The following is a 17,871-nucleotide window of genomic DNA, read 5'->3' on the forward strand; positions in this document are numbered from 1 at the left end:
TTGCTAGCTGATTATGGTCAGCTGGCAACAGTTAGGTGATGAAAATGGTAACAAATAATTTAGGAATTGCGGAAGTAATTAATAATGCTTTAGCAACACAAGCGGTTTATGGTGTTTCATATTCATTGATCGGACTTGAACAAAATGAACAGCATTATTTAGGTTATCAGGGAAGCGGTGCAGATAAAATTGCTATTCGACCTGATTTAGAATATGACTTGGCGTCATTAACTAAAGTAGTTGGGACAACTACACGTGTGTTGCAATTGCTGGAAGTTGGGAAACTGCATTTGACCGATCAGATAGGCAATTTTTTGATCGGATTAAATTATCCAGAACTAACCATCGAACAATTATTGCTGCATAATAGTGGCTTACCAGCTGATATTACTAATCACGCTCAGCTAACACGTCCAGAGTTGGTGGCGCAGATTAAACAGGCTGAGTTGATTTATCCGACTGGCAGCCAAACAGTTTATTCTGATTTAGGATTTATTTTGTTAGGTTGGATAATTGCCACAATTGATGGTGATTTAGCAGCTAGTTTGAGTAAGCACGTGTTTGAACCGATAACAATGCAGCAAACCGGCTATAACCTTACTGATCGACCGGCAGTCGATTTTGTTCCTACCGAAAATCTGCCTGAGCGGGGTGGGATTATTCGTGGGAAGGTTCACGATCAAAAAGCATTTTTATTAGCCGGTCAAAGTGGTCATGCGGGTTTATTTTCAACGCTAACGGACCTAAGTAAATTTGCGGCAATGTATTTGCACCATGGAATTTATAAGGGGAAACAAATTTTGCAGCCTGCAAGTTTTGCTTTACTGCAGCATTATTACCAAAATGGTCGGACTTTAGGCTGGCAACGCTGGTCACCACAGGGAATGAAAATTTGGCATACCGGTTTTACTGGTACTTCAATTGCTTTAGATTTGGAGCAGCAAATCGGTTTTGTCTGTTTAACTAATCGAATTTATCCACATCGTCAGAATCAAGCGTGGTTAAAATGGCGCAAGTTAGCGATCGGCTTATTTTTTGCCGAACCGGAAGTGATTAATTATGACTGAAACGACAATAAAATGGATTAAAATTGAGCAAAAGCATGAAGCTTTAAAGCGACCATTTGTAACGGCCTTACATCAGGTAAATGAAATTACGGCAGTCAGAGTGCGCATCGGTCTAGCTAATGGTTATAGCGGTGTTGGCGCAGCAGTTCCTAACGAGCAAGTAACCGGCGATATTTTGGCAAGCATGATCGTAGTTATGGAACAATTGATCAAACCAGCTCTTTTAGGGCAAGATGTGCAGAATTGGAATGATTTGCTTGAAAAATTACATCAGACGATTCGTGGTAATACGCCAGCTAAAGCAGCTTTTGAAATCGCATTATATGATTTGCGGGCTCAATTGTTTCAGATTTCGTTAACTGCATTATTGGGCGGTAAACCGCGGCAGGTGGCAACCGACTACACGATTAGTTTGGACAAGCCGGCAGCAATGCTGACTCGTGCTCAAAAAATTACTGCTGCCGGCTTTAGTTCATTGAAGATAAAATTGGGCGAACAACAACCGGCAGCAGATATTTTATTGGTTGAACGAATCGCTAAAGCTGTTCCGACCGATATTTCTTTTCGGATTGACATCAATCAGGCCTGGAGTGTCAAGCAAACATTGGCGGCAGCGGCAGCTTGGTCGGCAGCAAAATTGAAAATTGATTTTATTGAACAGCCTGTTTCAGCAACCGACTTATTTGGTATGCAGCAGCTGACGGCGATGGCACCATTTCCGATTATGGCAGATGAAAGTGTACATTCTGCCCAAGATGCGCTTAAAGTGATTCAGCTGCATGCTTGTGATTTCGTTAATATTAAATTAATGAAAACAGGCGGTTTGAGCCAAGCTCAAATAATTAATGACTTATGTCAAACAGCCGGAATTAAATGTATGGTTGGCTGTATGATTGAATCACGTGAGAGTATTGCTGCCGCGGCAGCTTTTGCGGCGGCTAATACTAATGTTATTTATGCCGATCTTGATTCGGTTTTCATGAGTGTCCCCAGCGCTGAAACAGGCGGTTTTACGATCCAGGGAACGAGTTTATTGCCAAGTAATGATTCGGGATTGGGTTTTAAGCAAAAAAATTCAGCAAAAACTAATGGAAGTTTTCCAACAATTTAGTTTTTATAGTTAGCTGAAGTGACTTTTCTTTATATTTACTTTTACGTAGTATACGATATCATTGAAAAGAACAATTGCTGAACTTGCTTGGAGGGAATAATATTATGGTGAAAAATTTTGATTTTGATGTCATTTATCTTGGTGGCGGTCATGGTAGCTTTGACGGAGCTGGACCATTGGCAGCGAGTGGTAAGAAAGTTGCTGTAATTGAAAGCGGTCTCTGGGGCGGAACATGTCCTAACCGGGGATGCAATGCTAAGATCACTTTGGATGAACCGGTGGTTTTACAACGGGAAATTGAACGAATGCAAGGAATTGTTAATGGCCAAGTGAAAATTAATTGGTCTGAACTGGTTGCACACAAGCAAGAAGTAATTCAAAAATTACCAGATCAAATTAGTGGGAAGCTGGCAGCTGCCGGAGTGAAATTGATTCAAGGTACTGGTCAGTTACAGGATCGGCACACAATAGAAGTTGACGGTCAGCAATATACAGCTGAAAAGATCGTCATTGCTACAGGATTAAGGCCTAACCGGTTGAATGTTCCGGGACGTGAACTGGCACATGACAGTGATGATTTTATGAAACTTACAGAATTACCAGCTAGACTGGCAATTATTGGTTCTGGCTATATTAGTTTGGAGTTTGCAACCATGGCTAATGCTGCTGGTTCGCAGGTAACGGTTTTTATGCATCATGACACAGCGTTGCGTTCTTTTTATCAGCCGTTTGTTAAGCAGGTTTTACGTGATTTGGAGAAACGTGGAGTTATTTTTGTTAAGAATGCTGCTGTACAAGCTTTTGTCCCGACGTCAAATGGTTTAGCCGTAAAATTTGGAAAAAATCAGAGTAAGGAAGTTGACTGGATATTGGATGCTACTGGTCGAATTCCCAACGTTGAACATTTGGGACTTGATGCAGCCGGTGTAAAGTATACCAAAAAAGGGATCACAGTAGATGGCTTTTTACGGACTAATATTGATAATATCTATGCGGCCGGGGATGTAATTGATAAAATTCAACCTAAATTGACACCAACAGCTACTTTTGAATCGTATTATTTATACCAGCTTTTCAGTGGGCAAACTACGCAGCCGATTTCTTATCCGGCAATTCCATCAACTGTTTATACATCTCCGCGGATTGCTAGGGTTGGTTTGTCACCAACAGCAGCTGAACAGGATACTGAAAAATTCGAGATCGTTCATAATCAAATAGCCGCTGACTGGTATCGTCAAGTTGATCGTCAATCAGCTGGTGAAAGCATCTTAGTATTTGATCGCCAGCATCACCTTTTAGGAGCTACAGAGTTTAGTGAACAGGCCGAAGATGCTATCAATACTTTATTGCCTGCAATTGTCTTTCACTATGACCAGCAGCAAATGTGGCAATTAGCGCATATTTTTCCTTCAATCAGTGCATCAGCTTGGCATAAAATCCGTTAATAGCTTTTATTGCGGCTGATTGCTGAAACCCCAAACGGACCGGACAAACTTTTTTGTCACGGTCTTTTTTGCTAATTAAAATTTAACTGTTACATAAAAATTCTAATTTTGGTAACTGCTTTCAAACAATGTTAGTTGAAGTATTCATTAAAAATCATATATTTTATTAAGCTGACCTAATAGTATTGCTTTAAAAAAGAAACGTTTTTGCATAAAATTGCTTTTAAAAATAGAAAAAACAAGCGGATGTCACATGTCATATTAATTGACATGCGTTTTTTAATAAATTATAATTCGATTAAATTAAATTTAAAAAATAGAAGTGATGCTTATGTACCAAAAATTAAAAGATTTGCAGCAAGGTGAAAGAATTGAGGAATTGACCCGACGACTGGTAAGCATCAGCAGTATTAATGGCACAGTTGGTGAAACGGCGCTTGCCACCGAGTTGGTTAGAATTTTGCGCAGTTTCCCAGTTTTTAAGGCTCATCCCGATTGGGTATGGACCCAAAGAATTCCTGACGATCAGCTTGGACGCAAAAATGTATTTGCTTTACTAAAGAAGACCGATTGTCGCAAAACAATCATTTACCATTCGCATTTTGATACGGTGGGAGTTAAGGATTTTGGTGCAATTGAAGCAAAAGCTTTTGATCCAGCAGCACTACAAACATATTTCAGCCACTATCAGGCTGATAAAGAAGTCCAGCAGGATGCGGCTTCTGGTGATTGGTTGTTCGGCCGTGGAGCGTTAGATATGAAAAGCGGTGATGCGGTTAATTTAATGAATTTGCTTTATTACAGTGAACATATGGATGAATTACAAGGGAACTTGTTATTTATGGGTAATTGCGTGGAAGAAAATGACCATAGTGGTGTAATTGCCGCTTTAAGCGAATTGCATCGTTTACAAATTGAAGAGCATTTAAACTATCAAGTCGCGATTAATACCGATTTTATTAGTCCCAAGTATTCCGGTGATCCAAACAAATATATTTATTATGGAGCTGCTGGCAAAATGCTGACTTGTTGTTATGTTAAGGGAATTGAAACGCATGTTGGCAACCCTTATTCCGGAATTGATTCAACACTGCTGGCCAGTCGAATCAATCTATTATTAAATAACAATCCTGATCTGGTTGAAACTATTCCGACCGAAGAGGTGCTGCCGTCAACTTGTTTATTCTTACGTGATCAAAAAGACTTTTACAACGTTCAAACTGCTAAAGTCACGCGGATGTATTTTAATACTTTTACTTATCGCAAACCGGCCGTCGAATTGCTGGCAGAATTTAAAACAGCGATTGCGGCTGATTGTGAAAAACTGGTAGCAACATTAACAAAGCGGCAGCAGAAATTTTTTGAAAAACTTGAGATTCCAGCAACGGCAGAAAATAAAAAAGTAGTTGTTTATACTTTTGCAGAATATCTGACATCGTTGCGGCAACAACAATTGCCAGTTGAGCAACTGTTGACAGGTTTTAAACGAACGGTCGATATTACTGATAAACGGGCGGCTGGCTTTCAATTAATTGATTTCTTGGAACAACAGGCCAATGATAACCAAGCAAAAATTATTTTATTTGCGGCTCCACCATTTTGCCCACATAACAGTTTAGATACTGATTCGAATGTTTATCGGCAGTTGCAATCTGTATTAGAACAACAGCCAGCAGCTGAAAATTTCAAGTTGAAAGAATTCTTTCCTTATTTATCTGACAGCAGTTATTTGGCAATTGATGAGTCAGCGCAAGAGCTGGTAAGTTTGCAGGAAAATTTTCCGTTAGCTGCTCAAATTTATCCATTACCTTTTGACCAAATGCGATCATTAAGTATCCCAGCGTTGGATATCGGAGTTTATGGTAAAGGAGCACATACTTGGAAGGAGCGGGTATATAAACCATATTCATTTGAAGTTTTACCGCAATTGATTCGTGATTTTACGACTGCTGTTTGGAAGAACACAAAGGAGTGACGCAATGTTTGTCAAAGATGGAACTGCAGAATTAAAACGAGTTTTGACAAGTCCGCCGACTTACTTAACTAAAGCTGATCCGATTAATGAAATTTCTAAAAAATATCAATTTGAATTGCTTGATCAGAGCAAATTAGCGGCTGAATATCAGCAATTAATTACAGCTTATCAACAAGCCGGAATTACAGTCGAGCAATTACCGGCACGACCAGAAATGACAAATGGGGTTTTTGCCCGTGATTTTGGCGGTTGTGTTAAAGAAGGTTATATTTTAGGACGTTTTAAAGAACCAATCAGATTTGCTGAACGAAAAGCATATGAAGCTAAAATGCAAGCGTTAGGAATTCCAAAAATTGTTGAAGTTAAAGACGGCTTTTTTGAAGGAGGTGATTTTGCTTTCTTAAATGAAAAAACGATTGCAGTCGGTTTACTGCAGCGCACGGATCAAACTGGTTTTGCAGAGGTTCAAGCTGGGCTAGCTGCATATGGTTACCAAGTTTACCCCGTACCGGCTGATGCGCGTTATCTGCATTTAGATATGTGTTTTAATCTAGTTGCCGATCATTTGGCAGTTGCTTACCAGGAGGGATTGCCACCAGCGTTTTTGCAATTATTGAATCAGTTGGAGATTGAAATTATCCCCGTACCGGAAGCAGCAATTTTCAAGCATGGTTGTAATTTGGAAAGTTTAGGCAAAAATCGCGTAATTTCGTTAAAGCAGAATCAAGCAGTTAATCAAGCCCTAGTTGCCCATGGCATGGAAGTAATTGAATTAGATATTACCGAAACATTGAAAGCAGGCGGGGGACCGCATTGTATGACATTTCCGTTGAGCCGTAATTAACAAATGGGAGGAAACTAATATGAAAAAGGGATGGAAAAAAGGATTAGCATTTTTGGGTGCGGCAGCTGCTTTAATGGTTGTCTTAGCTGGTTGTTCAAGTGGCAAAAAAGATAACAGTGTTAAAAAAATTCAAGATAAAAAGACGATCGTTGTTGGAACTTCGGCCGACTACGCACCATTTGAGTTTCCAATTGTTAAAAACGGCCAAAAACAAGTTGTTGGTTATGACATGTTAATTGCTCAAAAAATTGCCGACAATCTAGGTGTAAAATTAAAGATTGAAAACACCGAATTTCCATCACTGATTTCAGAACTGAAAAACAATAAAATTGATATGATTTTAGCTGGGATGGTTTCAACCAATCAGCGTAAAAAAGCAGTAGCCTTTTCTAAATCATATTACACAGTAAAAAATGTATTATTAGTTCAAAAAAAGGATGCTGATAAATATAATACGGTAGCATCAGTTAAAGGCCAACAAATTGGGGCACAGCAGACGACGACTCAGGAACAAATTGCTAAAAATCAGTTGAAAGGTTCAAATGTTGTAACTGAAGGCGTCTTAACCAGCTTGACAACTGAACTTTCTCAAGGCAAACTAGCAGGTGTAGTTGTTGAAAATGAAATTGCAGATAATTATTTGCGGGAATTTCCTAACAAGTATGCAGTTGCTAAAGTTAAATTGACAACACCGAAAGATCAGCGTTCGGTTAACGTAGCGGTTCGCAAATCCGATAAAGCTTTGCTCAAGCGAATTAATAAGGTCATAACCAAATTGCAAAAAGATGGCGAAATGACAAAATTATTTAAGCAGGCACAAGATTTGCAGGCAAAATATGGTACTAAATAAAGTCTATTAAGGGGGCAGTTCATGTTTGGCTTTTTGAAACAGTATTATCCGGTTTTTATTGAAGGTACCGCCCAGACTATCTTGATTTCAATTATTGGAATTCTAATCGGGATTTTGTTGGGATTGGTTTTTGTTTTGATGCGGCAATCAAAACTTAAAGTCTTAGAGTATCTAGCGAGAATTTATATTGCAATCGTTCGCGGAACACCGGCGATGATTCAAGTTATGCTGATTTATTATACCTTATCAAAAGTTATCTCGGTTCCGCAGATTCAATTTTTAGGTTCAGGGCTTGATCGGGTAATTCCGGGTTCAATTGCTTTAGGAATTAATTCAGGAGCTTATACAGCTGAAATTTTTCGCTCAGGCATTATCTCGATTTCTCGAGGTCAAACTGAAGCGGGGCTGTCCTTAGGATTAAGTGAAAAAACGACTATGTTTTCAATTGTTTTGCCGCAAGCAGTTCGAAATATTCTGCCGGCATTGGGTAATGAATTTATTTCCTTGGTTAAAGAATCATCTGTCCTATTTTATATTGGTGTCCAAGAAGTTACAGCTCAGGCTTTGGGAGTTGGCGGGACACTGTATAATTTTGTTCCACCACTGATTGTAGCCGCGATTATTTATTTTGTTTTGACATTTATTTTGTCGCAATTAATGCAATTAGCCGAGAAAAAAATGGGCAAAAAATATCTTCAAAACAACTAATTTTCAAAGGAGTGCAGGAAATGACGGATTCGGCAAACATTATTGAAGTAAATAACCTGAAAAAGGCATATGGTAACAATGTTGTTTTGAAAGATGTTTCTTTCACGGTTAAAAAAAGTGAAAAAGTGGTATTGATCGGACCTTCCGGTGGTGGGAAAAGTACATTGCTGCGTTGCTTAAATCGATTAGAGGGTGACTATAGCGGAGAAGTTCGCTTTGAAAATGAAGATCTGATGAACGCTGGTAAAGAAAAATTATATCAGTTGCGGCAAAAAATGGGAATGGTATTTCAGCAGTTCAATTTATTTCCGCATAAAACAGTTTTGGAAAATATTACTTTCGCACCAATAAAATTAAAGTTAGCTTCAAGTGAAGCAGCAAAGCAGCAAGCTGAGCAGCTTTTAGAACAGGTCGGTTTAGCAGAAAAGGCAGCTGCTTATCCGCAATCGTTATCCGGTGGTCAACAACAGCGGGTTGCAATTGCCCGAGCATTAGCAATGAATCCAGAAGTGATGTTATTTGACGAACCAACGTCAGCCCTAGATCCAGAGATGGTCGGGGATGTTTTAACGGTAATGGAACAACTAGCAGCTAATGGAATGACAATGATCATCGTTACGCATGAAATGGCATTTGCACAAAATGTGGCGGATAAAGTTTTGTTTATGGATCAGGGTCAGATAGCAGATAGCGGCAGCGCTGAACATATTTTCAAATCGACAACTAATCCTCGAACTAAAGAATTTCTTTCAAAAGTAATGTGAATGATCACTGACAATTTTCTTGTCGGGTCTCTTTGATGAGTTTCTACCAAGTTTAACATGTTGATTTTGCTGAAATTCAAGCAGGCAGTCCGTTTGGTTATTATGAATACTGGATCGAAGTTAAACTTTTAATAAGAGCGGTTGACAGTAGAGTATAATAATTACTAGAATAACGCTGATTAAGGAGAATTAGAAATCGATGAATGATTTAAGCAATTTTATTCCAGTAAGTTTACCAGAAGTAGCTGTCAAATTAGCATGGGAGCAAGCTCATGGACAAAAAGCCAGCGAAGACACTGTGATTTTAGCTGCAGTTTTGGAAAATGTTCGAGCAATGTTGGAAGAAGCTTTGGAAGGTCCCTACTGGGAAGCTGCTTGGGAAAAAAGTGACCAGTCGATCATTGTCACAGATGCGATCGGTCATCCAGTGGGAACGATTAAACCTCAAGGGTCCAGTTTTATTGCTGATTTTCGAGCTGATGCTCCTAAATTGATTGGTTGGCTTGATCAAGAGGTTCAACAAATCGTCAAACAAAATTAAATTAAATAAGAGAACACCCTCTCAAAGAAATAAATTGCGGAAGCAATTCTTTGAGGGGGTGCTTTTTGATATTCAAATAGCTGATTTAAAGTAGGCTTTGGTAAATGTCAGCAACATCGGTTTCAGACAACTTAATTGGTGAGTTGACCAACAATCGTTGCTGATTTTTAATAACTGATGCAGCAAATTGGCGGCAAGTCTCGCTTGTCATGCCAATCTGACTTAGTGATTGATTAGGCAGAATATGATTGATTAATTTATTTAGTTCAGTCAATGTGTCTGCGGGTTTAACTGGCAAAATTTCGGCTAGAATTTGCTCCAATGCACTAAGATCAGCACCAAGCTCTTGATATTTGTTGAAAGTTCCGTTGAATACCAAGTAATTTGATTGACCATGAGCGATATGATAAGTAGCACCAATTGGATAAGCTAGTGCATGGACTGGACCGCAGCCGGCGTTGCTGAAAGCAACTCCAGCCATAGTACTGGCTTCTAAAAATTTTTGCAGCAAAGCTCCTTGTGGGGTATGTCCAATTTGATCCGCTAAAATAATTTTCAAGTAACCTTGAATAATTATCTTCATCGCCGCAGCCGAAAAGATTCGACTGAATGAAGTAGCCTTAGGAGAAAGGTAAGACTCAATCGAATGAACTAGGGCATCAATTGAACTGGTAGCAAAAACTTTATAGGGCATGCTTTTGGTCAAGTCACCAATCAAGTAAACTTGATCAGCAAACATTGAAGGATAAGCTAAACCAACCTTGGTTTTCTTGTCCAAAAAATTAAAGACTGCAACATTGGTAACCTCACTACCAGTCCCCGTTGTCGTTGGAACGATTACTAGTTGCCGCTTTTTAGGAAGCTGATTGCCAGTTGCGGCAATCTCAGTAATCGTTTTGTTGCCACCATAAACTAATAGTTTAGCATTATCAATTACTGAACCACCGCCAATTGCAATAATCCGCCGATAATCTTTTTCATTAGCCTTTTTAAGCAATTGATCGGCAGCTTTATCCGTTGGTTCGCCATGAATATAGTTTTCCAGATAAATAACATCAAGCGGCAAATCAGCTGGATTTAAGTAAGGTGCAATGATGTGTTTGGTTGTCAGCAAAACATCGTCTTTATTGACAGCTAATTCTTTAAACATTGAAGACAGATTGTCGGTCAGATTAATAATTGGTTGAATACTGAAATTTTCCATTTGAAAAGCCTCGTTTAATTTATTATTTTGAAATTTTCCTTGTTGTGCAATTGTGATTTGCTTTAGCAAGGTTTGGTAATTAAAGCTGGAGTTGCTTCAACTTTCTCAATCTTAATTACCAACAGTTATAATTCCCGCTAACTCGGTAGAGAAAGTGCTGTAAATAATTATTTTTCAATCCTTCGTAGCTACCACCTCCGTAAATTTTACTTACTTGGTTTTATGATTTCACTTCTTAAAAAAAGAGATATTTTCATAAATATTAGCAACTTACTGCTAATCAGTAATTAATGTCCCTTTTAAAATAGTTTAAATACAGTTATTTGTAAAGTTATTTCCCTTACCTTGCAGATTTTATAATTACGACCTGCTCAACATAATAGAAGAGCCAGCCTCCAAAAAAGATAGATTAAAAATCTAACGTTTACGGAGACTGGCTCATTTGTTTAATTAAAGGACTAATAATTAAAAAATATCAACTATTTTTTAATTTAATTACTGAAATTCTGATCGATAATTTTTTTCAGCTGACTTTGTTGTAAGACGATTTCATCGTTATAGTTTTCTAAGATATCGTCATATAGGACTTCATTTTTCCCTTGAAGTTGTAAATAATGAACCTGTTTAGTAGCATCAAAATTGTCTTTAACTGCTAAACCGATACTAATCATATCAGTTTTACTCATATTCGTTGCTACTAGAAATTTTGACATAGAATTTGCCAAAGCTGGAATTTTGAAGGCATTGACAGGGTCAGTGATTTTATTGATGATGGCAACTAAAGCTGTTTCTTGTAATTGTTGACGACCAAAATCAGTTCCAGGTACCGAATCGCGTTCATGAACGATTTCTGTGACCATTTTACCGTTTAGTTTGTGCTGCCCCTTAGTAATTACTTTGTTTTGATCTTCGGCATACCATGGATGGGTCAGTGTTACGTTGAATGGAACGTCCATATTAATTCCGTTAACGGCATCAACCATTGAACGAAAACCCATATAATTTGTTTCTAAGTAATAATTGATGGGAACGTTTAAATAACTTGAGATGGTTTGTACAGCTTTAAATATACCTTTTTTTGCTCCATATTTAGTTTGATAAACGGTTTGGACACTGGTTAACTTAGTATATCCCAACCCTGGCATATAGATTCGAGAATCACGGGGAATACTTAAAACATGATATTGATGGGTTTTTAAATTAGCATGGACTAACATCATAGAATCAGTATGGCCATCTGTTTGATTTTTCCGTTCATCAGAGCCGATTACTAGAACATTGAAAGTTCCACTTGACTGTTTAATTTTAGAAGTCGAATTGGAAACAGTTTTCAAGTTTGAAAAATGGGAAGTAGGGTTAAGGTGCCGCCAGATGAGCCAACCACCGCCTATCAATAGGATTAAAAATAATATCAGAATCATACAACCGCGGTGATGGTGCGCTTGAGGATGATGATTACGGCTTCGTCTTAAATCAGTTAATTCTTCGTCATTCACAGCTTTGCTCTCCCTTAAAAAAATTCAATATAGGCTTATTTTAAACATTAATTGTAGTGAAAAGAATTGAAATTTTGTTAATTAAAAAAAACGTACAGATTTTAAAAAATATTTAACTTCCTGTATAAATTGATTACCATTTTAATCCTTTTAAGTGATTATATTTTAAAAATTGTTAAGAAGTTTAATAAAGTGCTATTTAAAATAAACTTACTTTAATATTAAGGTTAAACTTAACTAAAAGCAACAACTGTTGTTAGAATATTTGTGAACATTCGTATAATGATGGGAGCTTTAAGTTATGTTTGCAAATAAAATTCGCTCACGGCGCTTTAATTATTTAGTATTAATAGTGTTTTTATTTTTAAGTATTTGGAGTTGTTGGATTTTTGGCAAACAAGGTCGTTTTTACAGTGCTAATGATTTGAAATTCCATTTGGCAAGAATTACTGAATTGGTTAATGACTTGCGCTTTCATAATTCATTGCTGAATCCATTGAACTTTGCGTCTTTTAAAAATACTGGTGTTGCTGTGCAGGCATTTTATCCTAGTTTGACATTATGGCCATTTGCACTGCTGCAAATCATTTTTAAGCAGCCAATTTTTGCACTTTATACAACGATTGTGATTTATAGTTTTCTTGGTTGCTGGCTCAGTTATTTTTTATTATTACGTTTTACTGATAATGATCAGTTGCAGAGTGCTTTGTTTGCGGTTATTTATAATTTTTCAATCTACCATGTAACCGACCTCTTTATTAGATTTGACTTAGGAGAATGGCTGGCAATGTTATTTTTGCCGTTAATTTTTTACGGTGGGTATCAAGTATTAAAAGGGCGGCCAAGTGAATGGAAGTTTGGCACGATTGGCTTAACGTTGGTCGGGTATTCACATGTACTGACACTGGCATTAAGTTTGCTTTTTTTAGGAGGCAGCTGGCTAATTGGTTGGTTGATTTTGCGGCCAAGGGATTTTGCAGCTAGATTAACAGCAGCAGGGAAATTGATTTTAAGTACTTTAATGCTGCTTTTATTTGAATTGTATCCATTAGTTAAACTAACACTATTCAACAATATCCATTTTCCAGCCAAGTATAATTTAGTGCGCAGTCCGACCGGTAAATTACCAAGTTTAGGTAATTTCTTACGTCTAGCTTTTAATGATCAATTAACCAAGAATCTTGGTTTACTATTACCTTTGATTTTAATTGGCTGTCTTTTGTTATGGCGCAAAATGCCGCTTTTTTATCGTTGGAGCTGGATATTACTGGTTTTGCTAGTTGCTTGCACAACAACTTTTTTCCCGTGGGCATATTTACAGCGGACGCCAATAGCTATAATTCAGTTTCCTTGGCGCTTGTTGACGATTGCCAGCCTTTTCCTGGCATTAAATGGATCCTGGTTGATTGCTGCTTTGTTTCACAGCATTGTATATCGCTGGAAAATTAAAGGAAAGTTAATTTGGAGCTGCTTATTGCTATTACTGGTTGTTTTTCCGACTTTGAGTGCTGAAAAATCGCAGCTTTATCAAGATAAAAAGTCAGATCAGTTAGCTGATTTGAATAAGAAAGCTTTAGGAAGGCATTATTGGATCAATGATCGACTATACTCAAAATTTGTTAAAGCTAGTGATAATACTGATTATTATCCCGAACGCGCTTTTATCGCCAACAAATCAATTTTGCAGCAAAAAGTTTTAACGGCCAGTGGAAGTTTTAAGTTACCGCTGACTAAATATCGCAATAATCAATTGATAATTAAAATTAATAGTACGCATTTGCAAAAAGTGAATTTACCATGGTTGAAATATCAAGGAATAAAATACCTATTACTTGTTAATCACCAACGACAGCAATTTAAAGCTTCCGATCGCTTAACTTTCCAAATTAGGCTAAAACGCGGGGAAAATAAAATTTCTTTAAAAAGCAAATCGCTTACTGGACAATTCATGTCAGAGGTGGCTGCTTTGTTTTCAGGAATATATTTATTATTGTGAAATTAGTTAGAACTCTAATACTAATAATCGGGCGGTGAATAATTTGTTTTCAAATAAAAAACTGAGAAATTTGTTTGTTGATTTTAAGTATGAATGGTTAGCATTTGGCTTAGCACTGCTGGCGGTGACAATAATATTTGTTATGCAGGGGTTAACACCATTTGGCAAGCAAAACTTATTGATCAGTGATATGGGGACACAATATTTATCTTTTTTTACTAATATTTATCATGCAGTCGAAACACACAATTTTCAGTTATATTCATTTTCGCAATCGTTGGGCGGTAATTTACTGCCGTTAATTGCCTATTACTTACTGAGTCCGTTTAATATAATTATGTTTCTTTCTCCCAGTGCCGCTGATATTCCAATGATGCTTAGCTTGATCATTATGCTGAAAATTGCCACTATTGCAGCAACAATGACTTATTTTTTGCAGCAGCATTTTCGTCGGCAAAGTTGGCAGAGTGCTGTATTTGGGTTAATGTTTGCTTTATCCGGTTTTGTGGTAGTTTACTTTTTTAATATTATGTGGTTAGATGCGCTGGTTTGGCTGCCGTTGATAATTAATGGTTTGGACAAGTTGATTGATACCGGTAAAACAGGTAGCTTCTTTGGATGGCTGACAATCAGCATTTTAACTGATTTTTATTTAGGGTATATGACTTGTTGGTTTGCCCTTTTTTATTTTGGTTACCGTTTTTTTGCAGCCAAACAAGCTGATCAATTAACATTTTGGCAAGCAAGCAGCCGTTTTGCAGCTACTGGAATTTTCAGTGTTGCATCAGCAACAGTTGTTTTATGGCCGACTTTTTTGGGAATGTTGCAAACCGCTAAGACGCAAAATAACTGGCATAATTTTTTGCTGGTTCCGGAGTTTGGATTGCGTTTTTTCAGTCAATTAGCGGTTGGGGCGACTTCTTATCAGCAGCGCTTGCAGCACGCACCGACAATTTTTTGTTCAACTCTAGCAATAGTTTTGCTCGGATCTTTTTTACTTGATCGGCGAATCAACCGTAAATTGCGGCAGCGCAGTGGAATTTGTTTATTACTTTTATTGGCGACACTTTGGCTGCGCTTAACTAATACAATTTGGCATTTAGGACAAAAACCAGCCGGCTTCGTTTTTCGTAATGCTTTTTTTGTTAGTTTTTTTATAATTATGCTGGCTTATCAAGGATGGCAGAACAACGCTTTTCAACATTTATCACGCAAACGAAGAAATTTTTTGTTAGGCACTTATTTACTATTGCTGATCATCGGCTGGTTAGCTGATCAACAAAGAAGTTTAGCCAAGATTGCAACTTGGGCTAGTGGTAATGCAATCATATTACCGACAAACTTTATTGCGGGTTTAAGTATTTTGCTGATTAGTTTAGGTTTGGTTTTGCTGGTAACACAATTGCTTAGATTTCGACCACGAAGCAGAATTAAAACTTGGGTATTAGGGCTGACGATTATTGAGTTGATGTTTAATTTTAATCTTTATCTTGCACGAATTCCATTTGGAAATCAAAAGAACTATCAGTTTGCTTATCAATTGGAAAACAAGCAGTTGCAAAATTTGACTAGATCGTCACGAGTACTGTTTCGCATTGATAATCAGAATACTTTGATCAATACTGCTTATCGAGAACCTTATAACAACTACAATGATCCCATGCTGTTTGGTTTTCATGATATCAATTACTACAGCTCGACTTTGAATAATTCAGTGCGAAAGACTTTATATTCGCTTGGTTTGTTCAGTCACAATCAACGTCGAATCAGTTCTTTTGGTTTAACACGGGTAACTGATTTATTGTTGGGAATCAAGTTTTCTGCTAAGTTTAGTCCAGAAAATCAGCCAGTTGAGTCCCAGTCAGGTTTTATCGGAATGGGTTTTTCTGTTCCATCGCGCTTTCTCAAGTTGCAATTGCAACAAAAAAACTTTTCGGCTTTGAACAATCAAGAAAAGATTTTACAAGTATTGCATCAACAAAACAGTCATTATTTTAAGACTGTAAAAATCTTAAAAAGTAAAGACTCAAGAACTTTACAGTCGCATTATATTTATCAGCATGCCATAACGTTACAAGCCAAGCAGACCGGACCGGTTTATTTGGAAAATTTGACGCGTAATGGGTTAGATTATGCTTCAATCAAAATTGATAATCATCGAATAATTCATACGGATGAAAACTTGGATGGTTTCAGATCAATTCAATATTTAGGAACATTCAAAGCGGGTCAAAAATTTAAATTAACTTTTACAGCTGCTGATGCTGCAATTTTGCAAAAATTACAAATAAAAAGTCTTGATGCAACAGCTTTTAACCAACTGCGCAGGCAATTAAGTCAAACTGCAGTTCAATTGCACTATCGACCTAACGGCTGGAAGACTGAGTTAACGGCTCAGACTAGCCCACGTAAACATGGATATTGGCTATACTTAGCTATTCCTGCTGATTCAGGTTGGACGGCAAACAATGGTCAACAAAAATTGAAAATCAAGCGGGCTTTAGGTTCAATGATGGTCGTCAGAGTTCCTAAAAACACTACTAGAATTTCATTGACTTATCATGTTCCTGGCTTAGTTACCGCGGCTTGGCTATCAATTAGTGCAGTGGTTTTTTATTTGATTTGGGCAAGATTTGCTGGACAGCAGCTAAGGCAATCAAGGGATGCAAGCTTGAACACTTTGAAAAAGAAAAAATGAGCAGCAGTTTGGGCGATATTTGGTATTTCCAATATCTAGCTTGGTCTTTAAAACTGGCTTGCAAAACGGGACTGTGACAAACTAATAATTTGTCCAGTCCCGTTTATTTTGTCAAAATTAATTTCTTTTTACTGTGAGATCAGCCGAAGTTATAACAGCAAGATAAAGTTGCTGAATTATTTTTCCAAATGACTATTAGTCAGAGAATTTCGAATTTCAGTTAGAATTTCTTGCTGTAGCGGATTAAAGATATGTGAGCGGCGGTAAGCAATACTGGTTACAAAGTGGGGCAGGTCTTGATCCAGCAACTTTACCTTTACGATATCATTTCGCAACGGGTTAATTACCGAAGTTAAAAAACCGATGCCAACGCCTTGAGCAATCAAGTTCATCAAGCTATGAGTCCCATTAGAACGAAAAATAACTCGTGGTCGTAAATGATTACGTGAAGCTAATAAGTTGAAGGCTTGATTATGAATAAATCCATCTTTAAAAAGAACGAAATCTTCATTTTTTAATTTACGAAAATAAACTTGTTTGGTCTGTGCCAGCGGGTGATGGCGAGAAACGAAAATTGCAAACGGCTGCCGATCGAATTCTTCAGTATAGATTTTTTCATCACTAAGTGGAGCAATTGACCCAAGTAATGCCAAATCAATTTCTCCATTTTGCAAAGCAGTCAAAGTGGTTTTTGAACCATATTCCCAAGTTTTTATTTTATCCAATAAACCACGGTTTTTTAAGTTTTTAGCAATCAGCGGAAAATAGTTATTTTCAATAATTGGTGGTAAACCAAGGGCTAATCGCTGTAAACGGCTATTGTCAATTTCCTTTTTGGCTAATTGATAATTAAGCAGGATTCGTTTCGCGTGTTCTAATAATTGTTTGCCGCTGTCGGTGACAATTAATTCCTTTTGAGCACGAAAGCGAATGATTAGCTTAGTATTTAATTCGTTTTCCAACCGTTTCAAGGCAAAGGTAATGGCTGGCTGACTAACGGAAAAGTCCTTGGCAACCTTAGAGAAACTTTTAATTTCAGTTAATTTTATAAAATATTCGAGATCCTTAGTATTCATAGGAAGTGTCTCCTTACTGACTTATCTGTATTTTTAAGGCTATTATAAACAAATCTTATTAGAAATAATACCTTTGACTATAAAAATTGCAATCGG

The 17,871-nt window shown here is 37.3% G+C and carries 14 protein-coding genes; 11 read left to right on the forward strand and 3 right to left on the reverse strand.

Annotated elements, in window-relative coordinates:
• Positions 1–44: 44 nt before the first annotated feature.
• The 9 genes from FC89_RS12095 to FC89_RS12135 all read left to right on the forward strand — a co-directional run bounded on the left by FC89_RS12095 (position 45) and on the right by FC89_RS12135 (position 9,305).
• Positions 45–1,067 carry a serine hydrolase domain-containing protein gene (locus FC89_RS12095; protein ID WP_057872789.1) on the forward strand — a complete coding sequence of 341 codons (1,023 nt, stop codon included), beginning with the start codon at positions 45–47 and terminating at the stop codon, positions 1,065–1,067.
• Positions 1,060–2,178 (forward strand): dipeptide epimerase, encoded by a 1,119-nt coding sequence (locus tag FC89_RS12100; protein ID WP_057872790.1) that lies wholly within the window; start codon positions 1,060–1,062, stop codon positions 2,176–2,178. Before FC89_RS12095 ends, FC89_RS12100 begins: the two co-directional genes overlap by 8 nt.
• Positions 2,179–2,285: 107 nt before the next feature.
• Positions 2,286–3,623, forward strand: a complete 1,338-nt coding sequence (locus FC89_RS12105; protein WP_187329671.1) for a dihydrolipoyl dehydrogenase family protein — start codon at positions 2,286–2,288, stop codon at positions 3,621–3,623.
• 331 nt (positions 3,624–3,954) lie between these two features.
• The gene (locus tag FC89_RS12110) at positions 3,955–5,598 is read left to right on the forward strand and encodes a peptidase M20 (RefSeq protein WP_083485501.1); all 1,644 of its coding nucleotides are present in this window, start codon (positions 3,955–3,957) and stop codon (positions 5,596–5,598) included.
• 4 nt (positions 5,599–5,602) lie between these two features.
• A complete protein-coding gene (locus tag FC89_RS12115; RefSeq protein WP_057872793.1) occupies positions 5,603–6,442 on the forward strand; it encodes a dimethylarginine dimethylaminohydrolase family protein in 840 nt (279 codons plus the stop codon).
• A gap of 19 nt (positions 6,443–6,461) precedes the next feature.
• Positions 6,462–7,292 carry a transporter substrate-binding domain-containing protein gene (locus FC89_RS12120; protein ID WP_057872794.1) on the forward strand — a complete coding sequence of 277 codons (831 nt, stop codon included), beginning with the start codon at positions 6,462–6,464 and terminating at the stop codon, positions 7,290–7,292.
• A gap of 21 nt (positions 7,293–7,313) precedes the next feature.
• Positions 7,314–8,000 (forward strand): amino acid ABC transporter permease, encoded by a 687-nt coding sequence (locus FC89_RS12125; RefSeq protein WP_057872795.1) that lies wholly within the window; start codon positions 7,314–7,316, stop codon positions 7,998–8,000.
• Positions 8,001–8,020: 20 nt separating this feature from the next.
• Complete coding sequence (locus FC89_RS12130; protein ID WP_083485502.1) at positions 8,021–8,764, forward strand: amino acid ABC transporter ATP-binding protein; 744 nt, start codon at positions 8,021–8,023, stop codon at positions 8,762–8,764.
• Between the two features lie 199 nt (positions 8,765–8,963).
• Positions 8,964–9,305 (forward strand): hypothetical protein, encoded by a 342-nt coding sequence (locus tag FC89_RS12135; protein WP_057872796.1) that lies wholly within the window; start codon positions 8,964–8,966, stop codon positions 9,303–9,305.
• An 85-nt stretch (positions 9,306–9,390) separates the two neighbouring features.
• Here the strand turns inward: FC89_RS12135 and FC89_RS12140 are convergent, their stop codons facing one another.
• Together FC89_RS12140 and FC89_RS12145 are read right to left on the reverse strand one after the other, a co-directional pair.
• Positions 9,391–10,509: an iron-containing alcohol dehydrogenase gene (locus FC89_RS12140; RefSeq protein WP_057872797.1), complete on the reverse strand. Its 1,119-nt coding sequence runs from the start codon at positions 10,507–10,509 to the stop codon at positions 9,391–9,393.
• 491 nt (positions 10,510–11,000) lie between these two features.
• Positions 11,001–12,005, reverse strand: a complete 1,005-nt coding sequence (locus FC89_RS12145) for an LCP family protein (protein ID WP_057872798.1) — start codon at positions 12,003–12,005, stop codon at positions 11,001–11,003.
• A 301-nt stretch (positions 12,006–12,306) separates the two neighbouring features.
• On the opposite strand from FC89_RS12145, the gene FC89_RS12150 reads away from it, so the two are divergent.
• A complete protein-coding gene (locus FC89_RS12150) occupies positions 12,307–14,001 on the forward strand; it encodes a glycosyltransferase family protein (RefSeq protein ID WP_057872799.1) in 1,695 nt (564 codons plus the stop codon).
• 43 nt (positions 14,002–14,044) lie between these two features.
• Complete coding sequence (locus FC89_RS12155) at positions 14,045–16,699, forward strand: YfhO family protein (protein ID WP_057872800.1); 2,655 nt, start codon at positions 14,045–14,047, stop codon at positions 16,697–16,699.
• A 176-nt stretch (positions 16,700–16,875) separates the two neighbouring features.
• On the opposite strand, the gene FC89_RS12160 is transcribed toward FC89_RS12155, so the two are convergent.
• Positions 16,876–17,775: a LysR substrate-binding domain-containing protein gene (locus tag FC89_RS12160; protein WP_057872801.1), complete on the reverse strand. Its 900-nt coding sequence runs from the start codon at positions 17,773–17,775 to the stop codon at positions 16,876–16,878.
• Positions 17,776–17,871 lie beyond the last annotated feature (96 nt).

Source organism: Liquorilactobacillus ghanensis DSM 18630 (assembly GCF_001435235.1).
In the GTDB taxonomy this organism is placed as follows: Bacteria; Bacillota; Bacilli; order Lactobacillales; family Lactobacillaceae; genus Liquorilactobacillus; species Liquorilactobacillus ghanensis.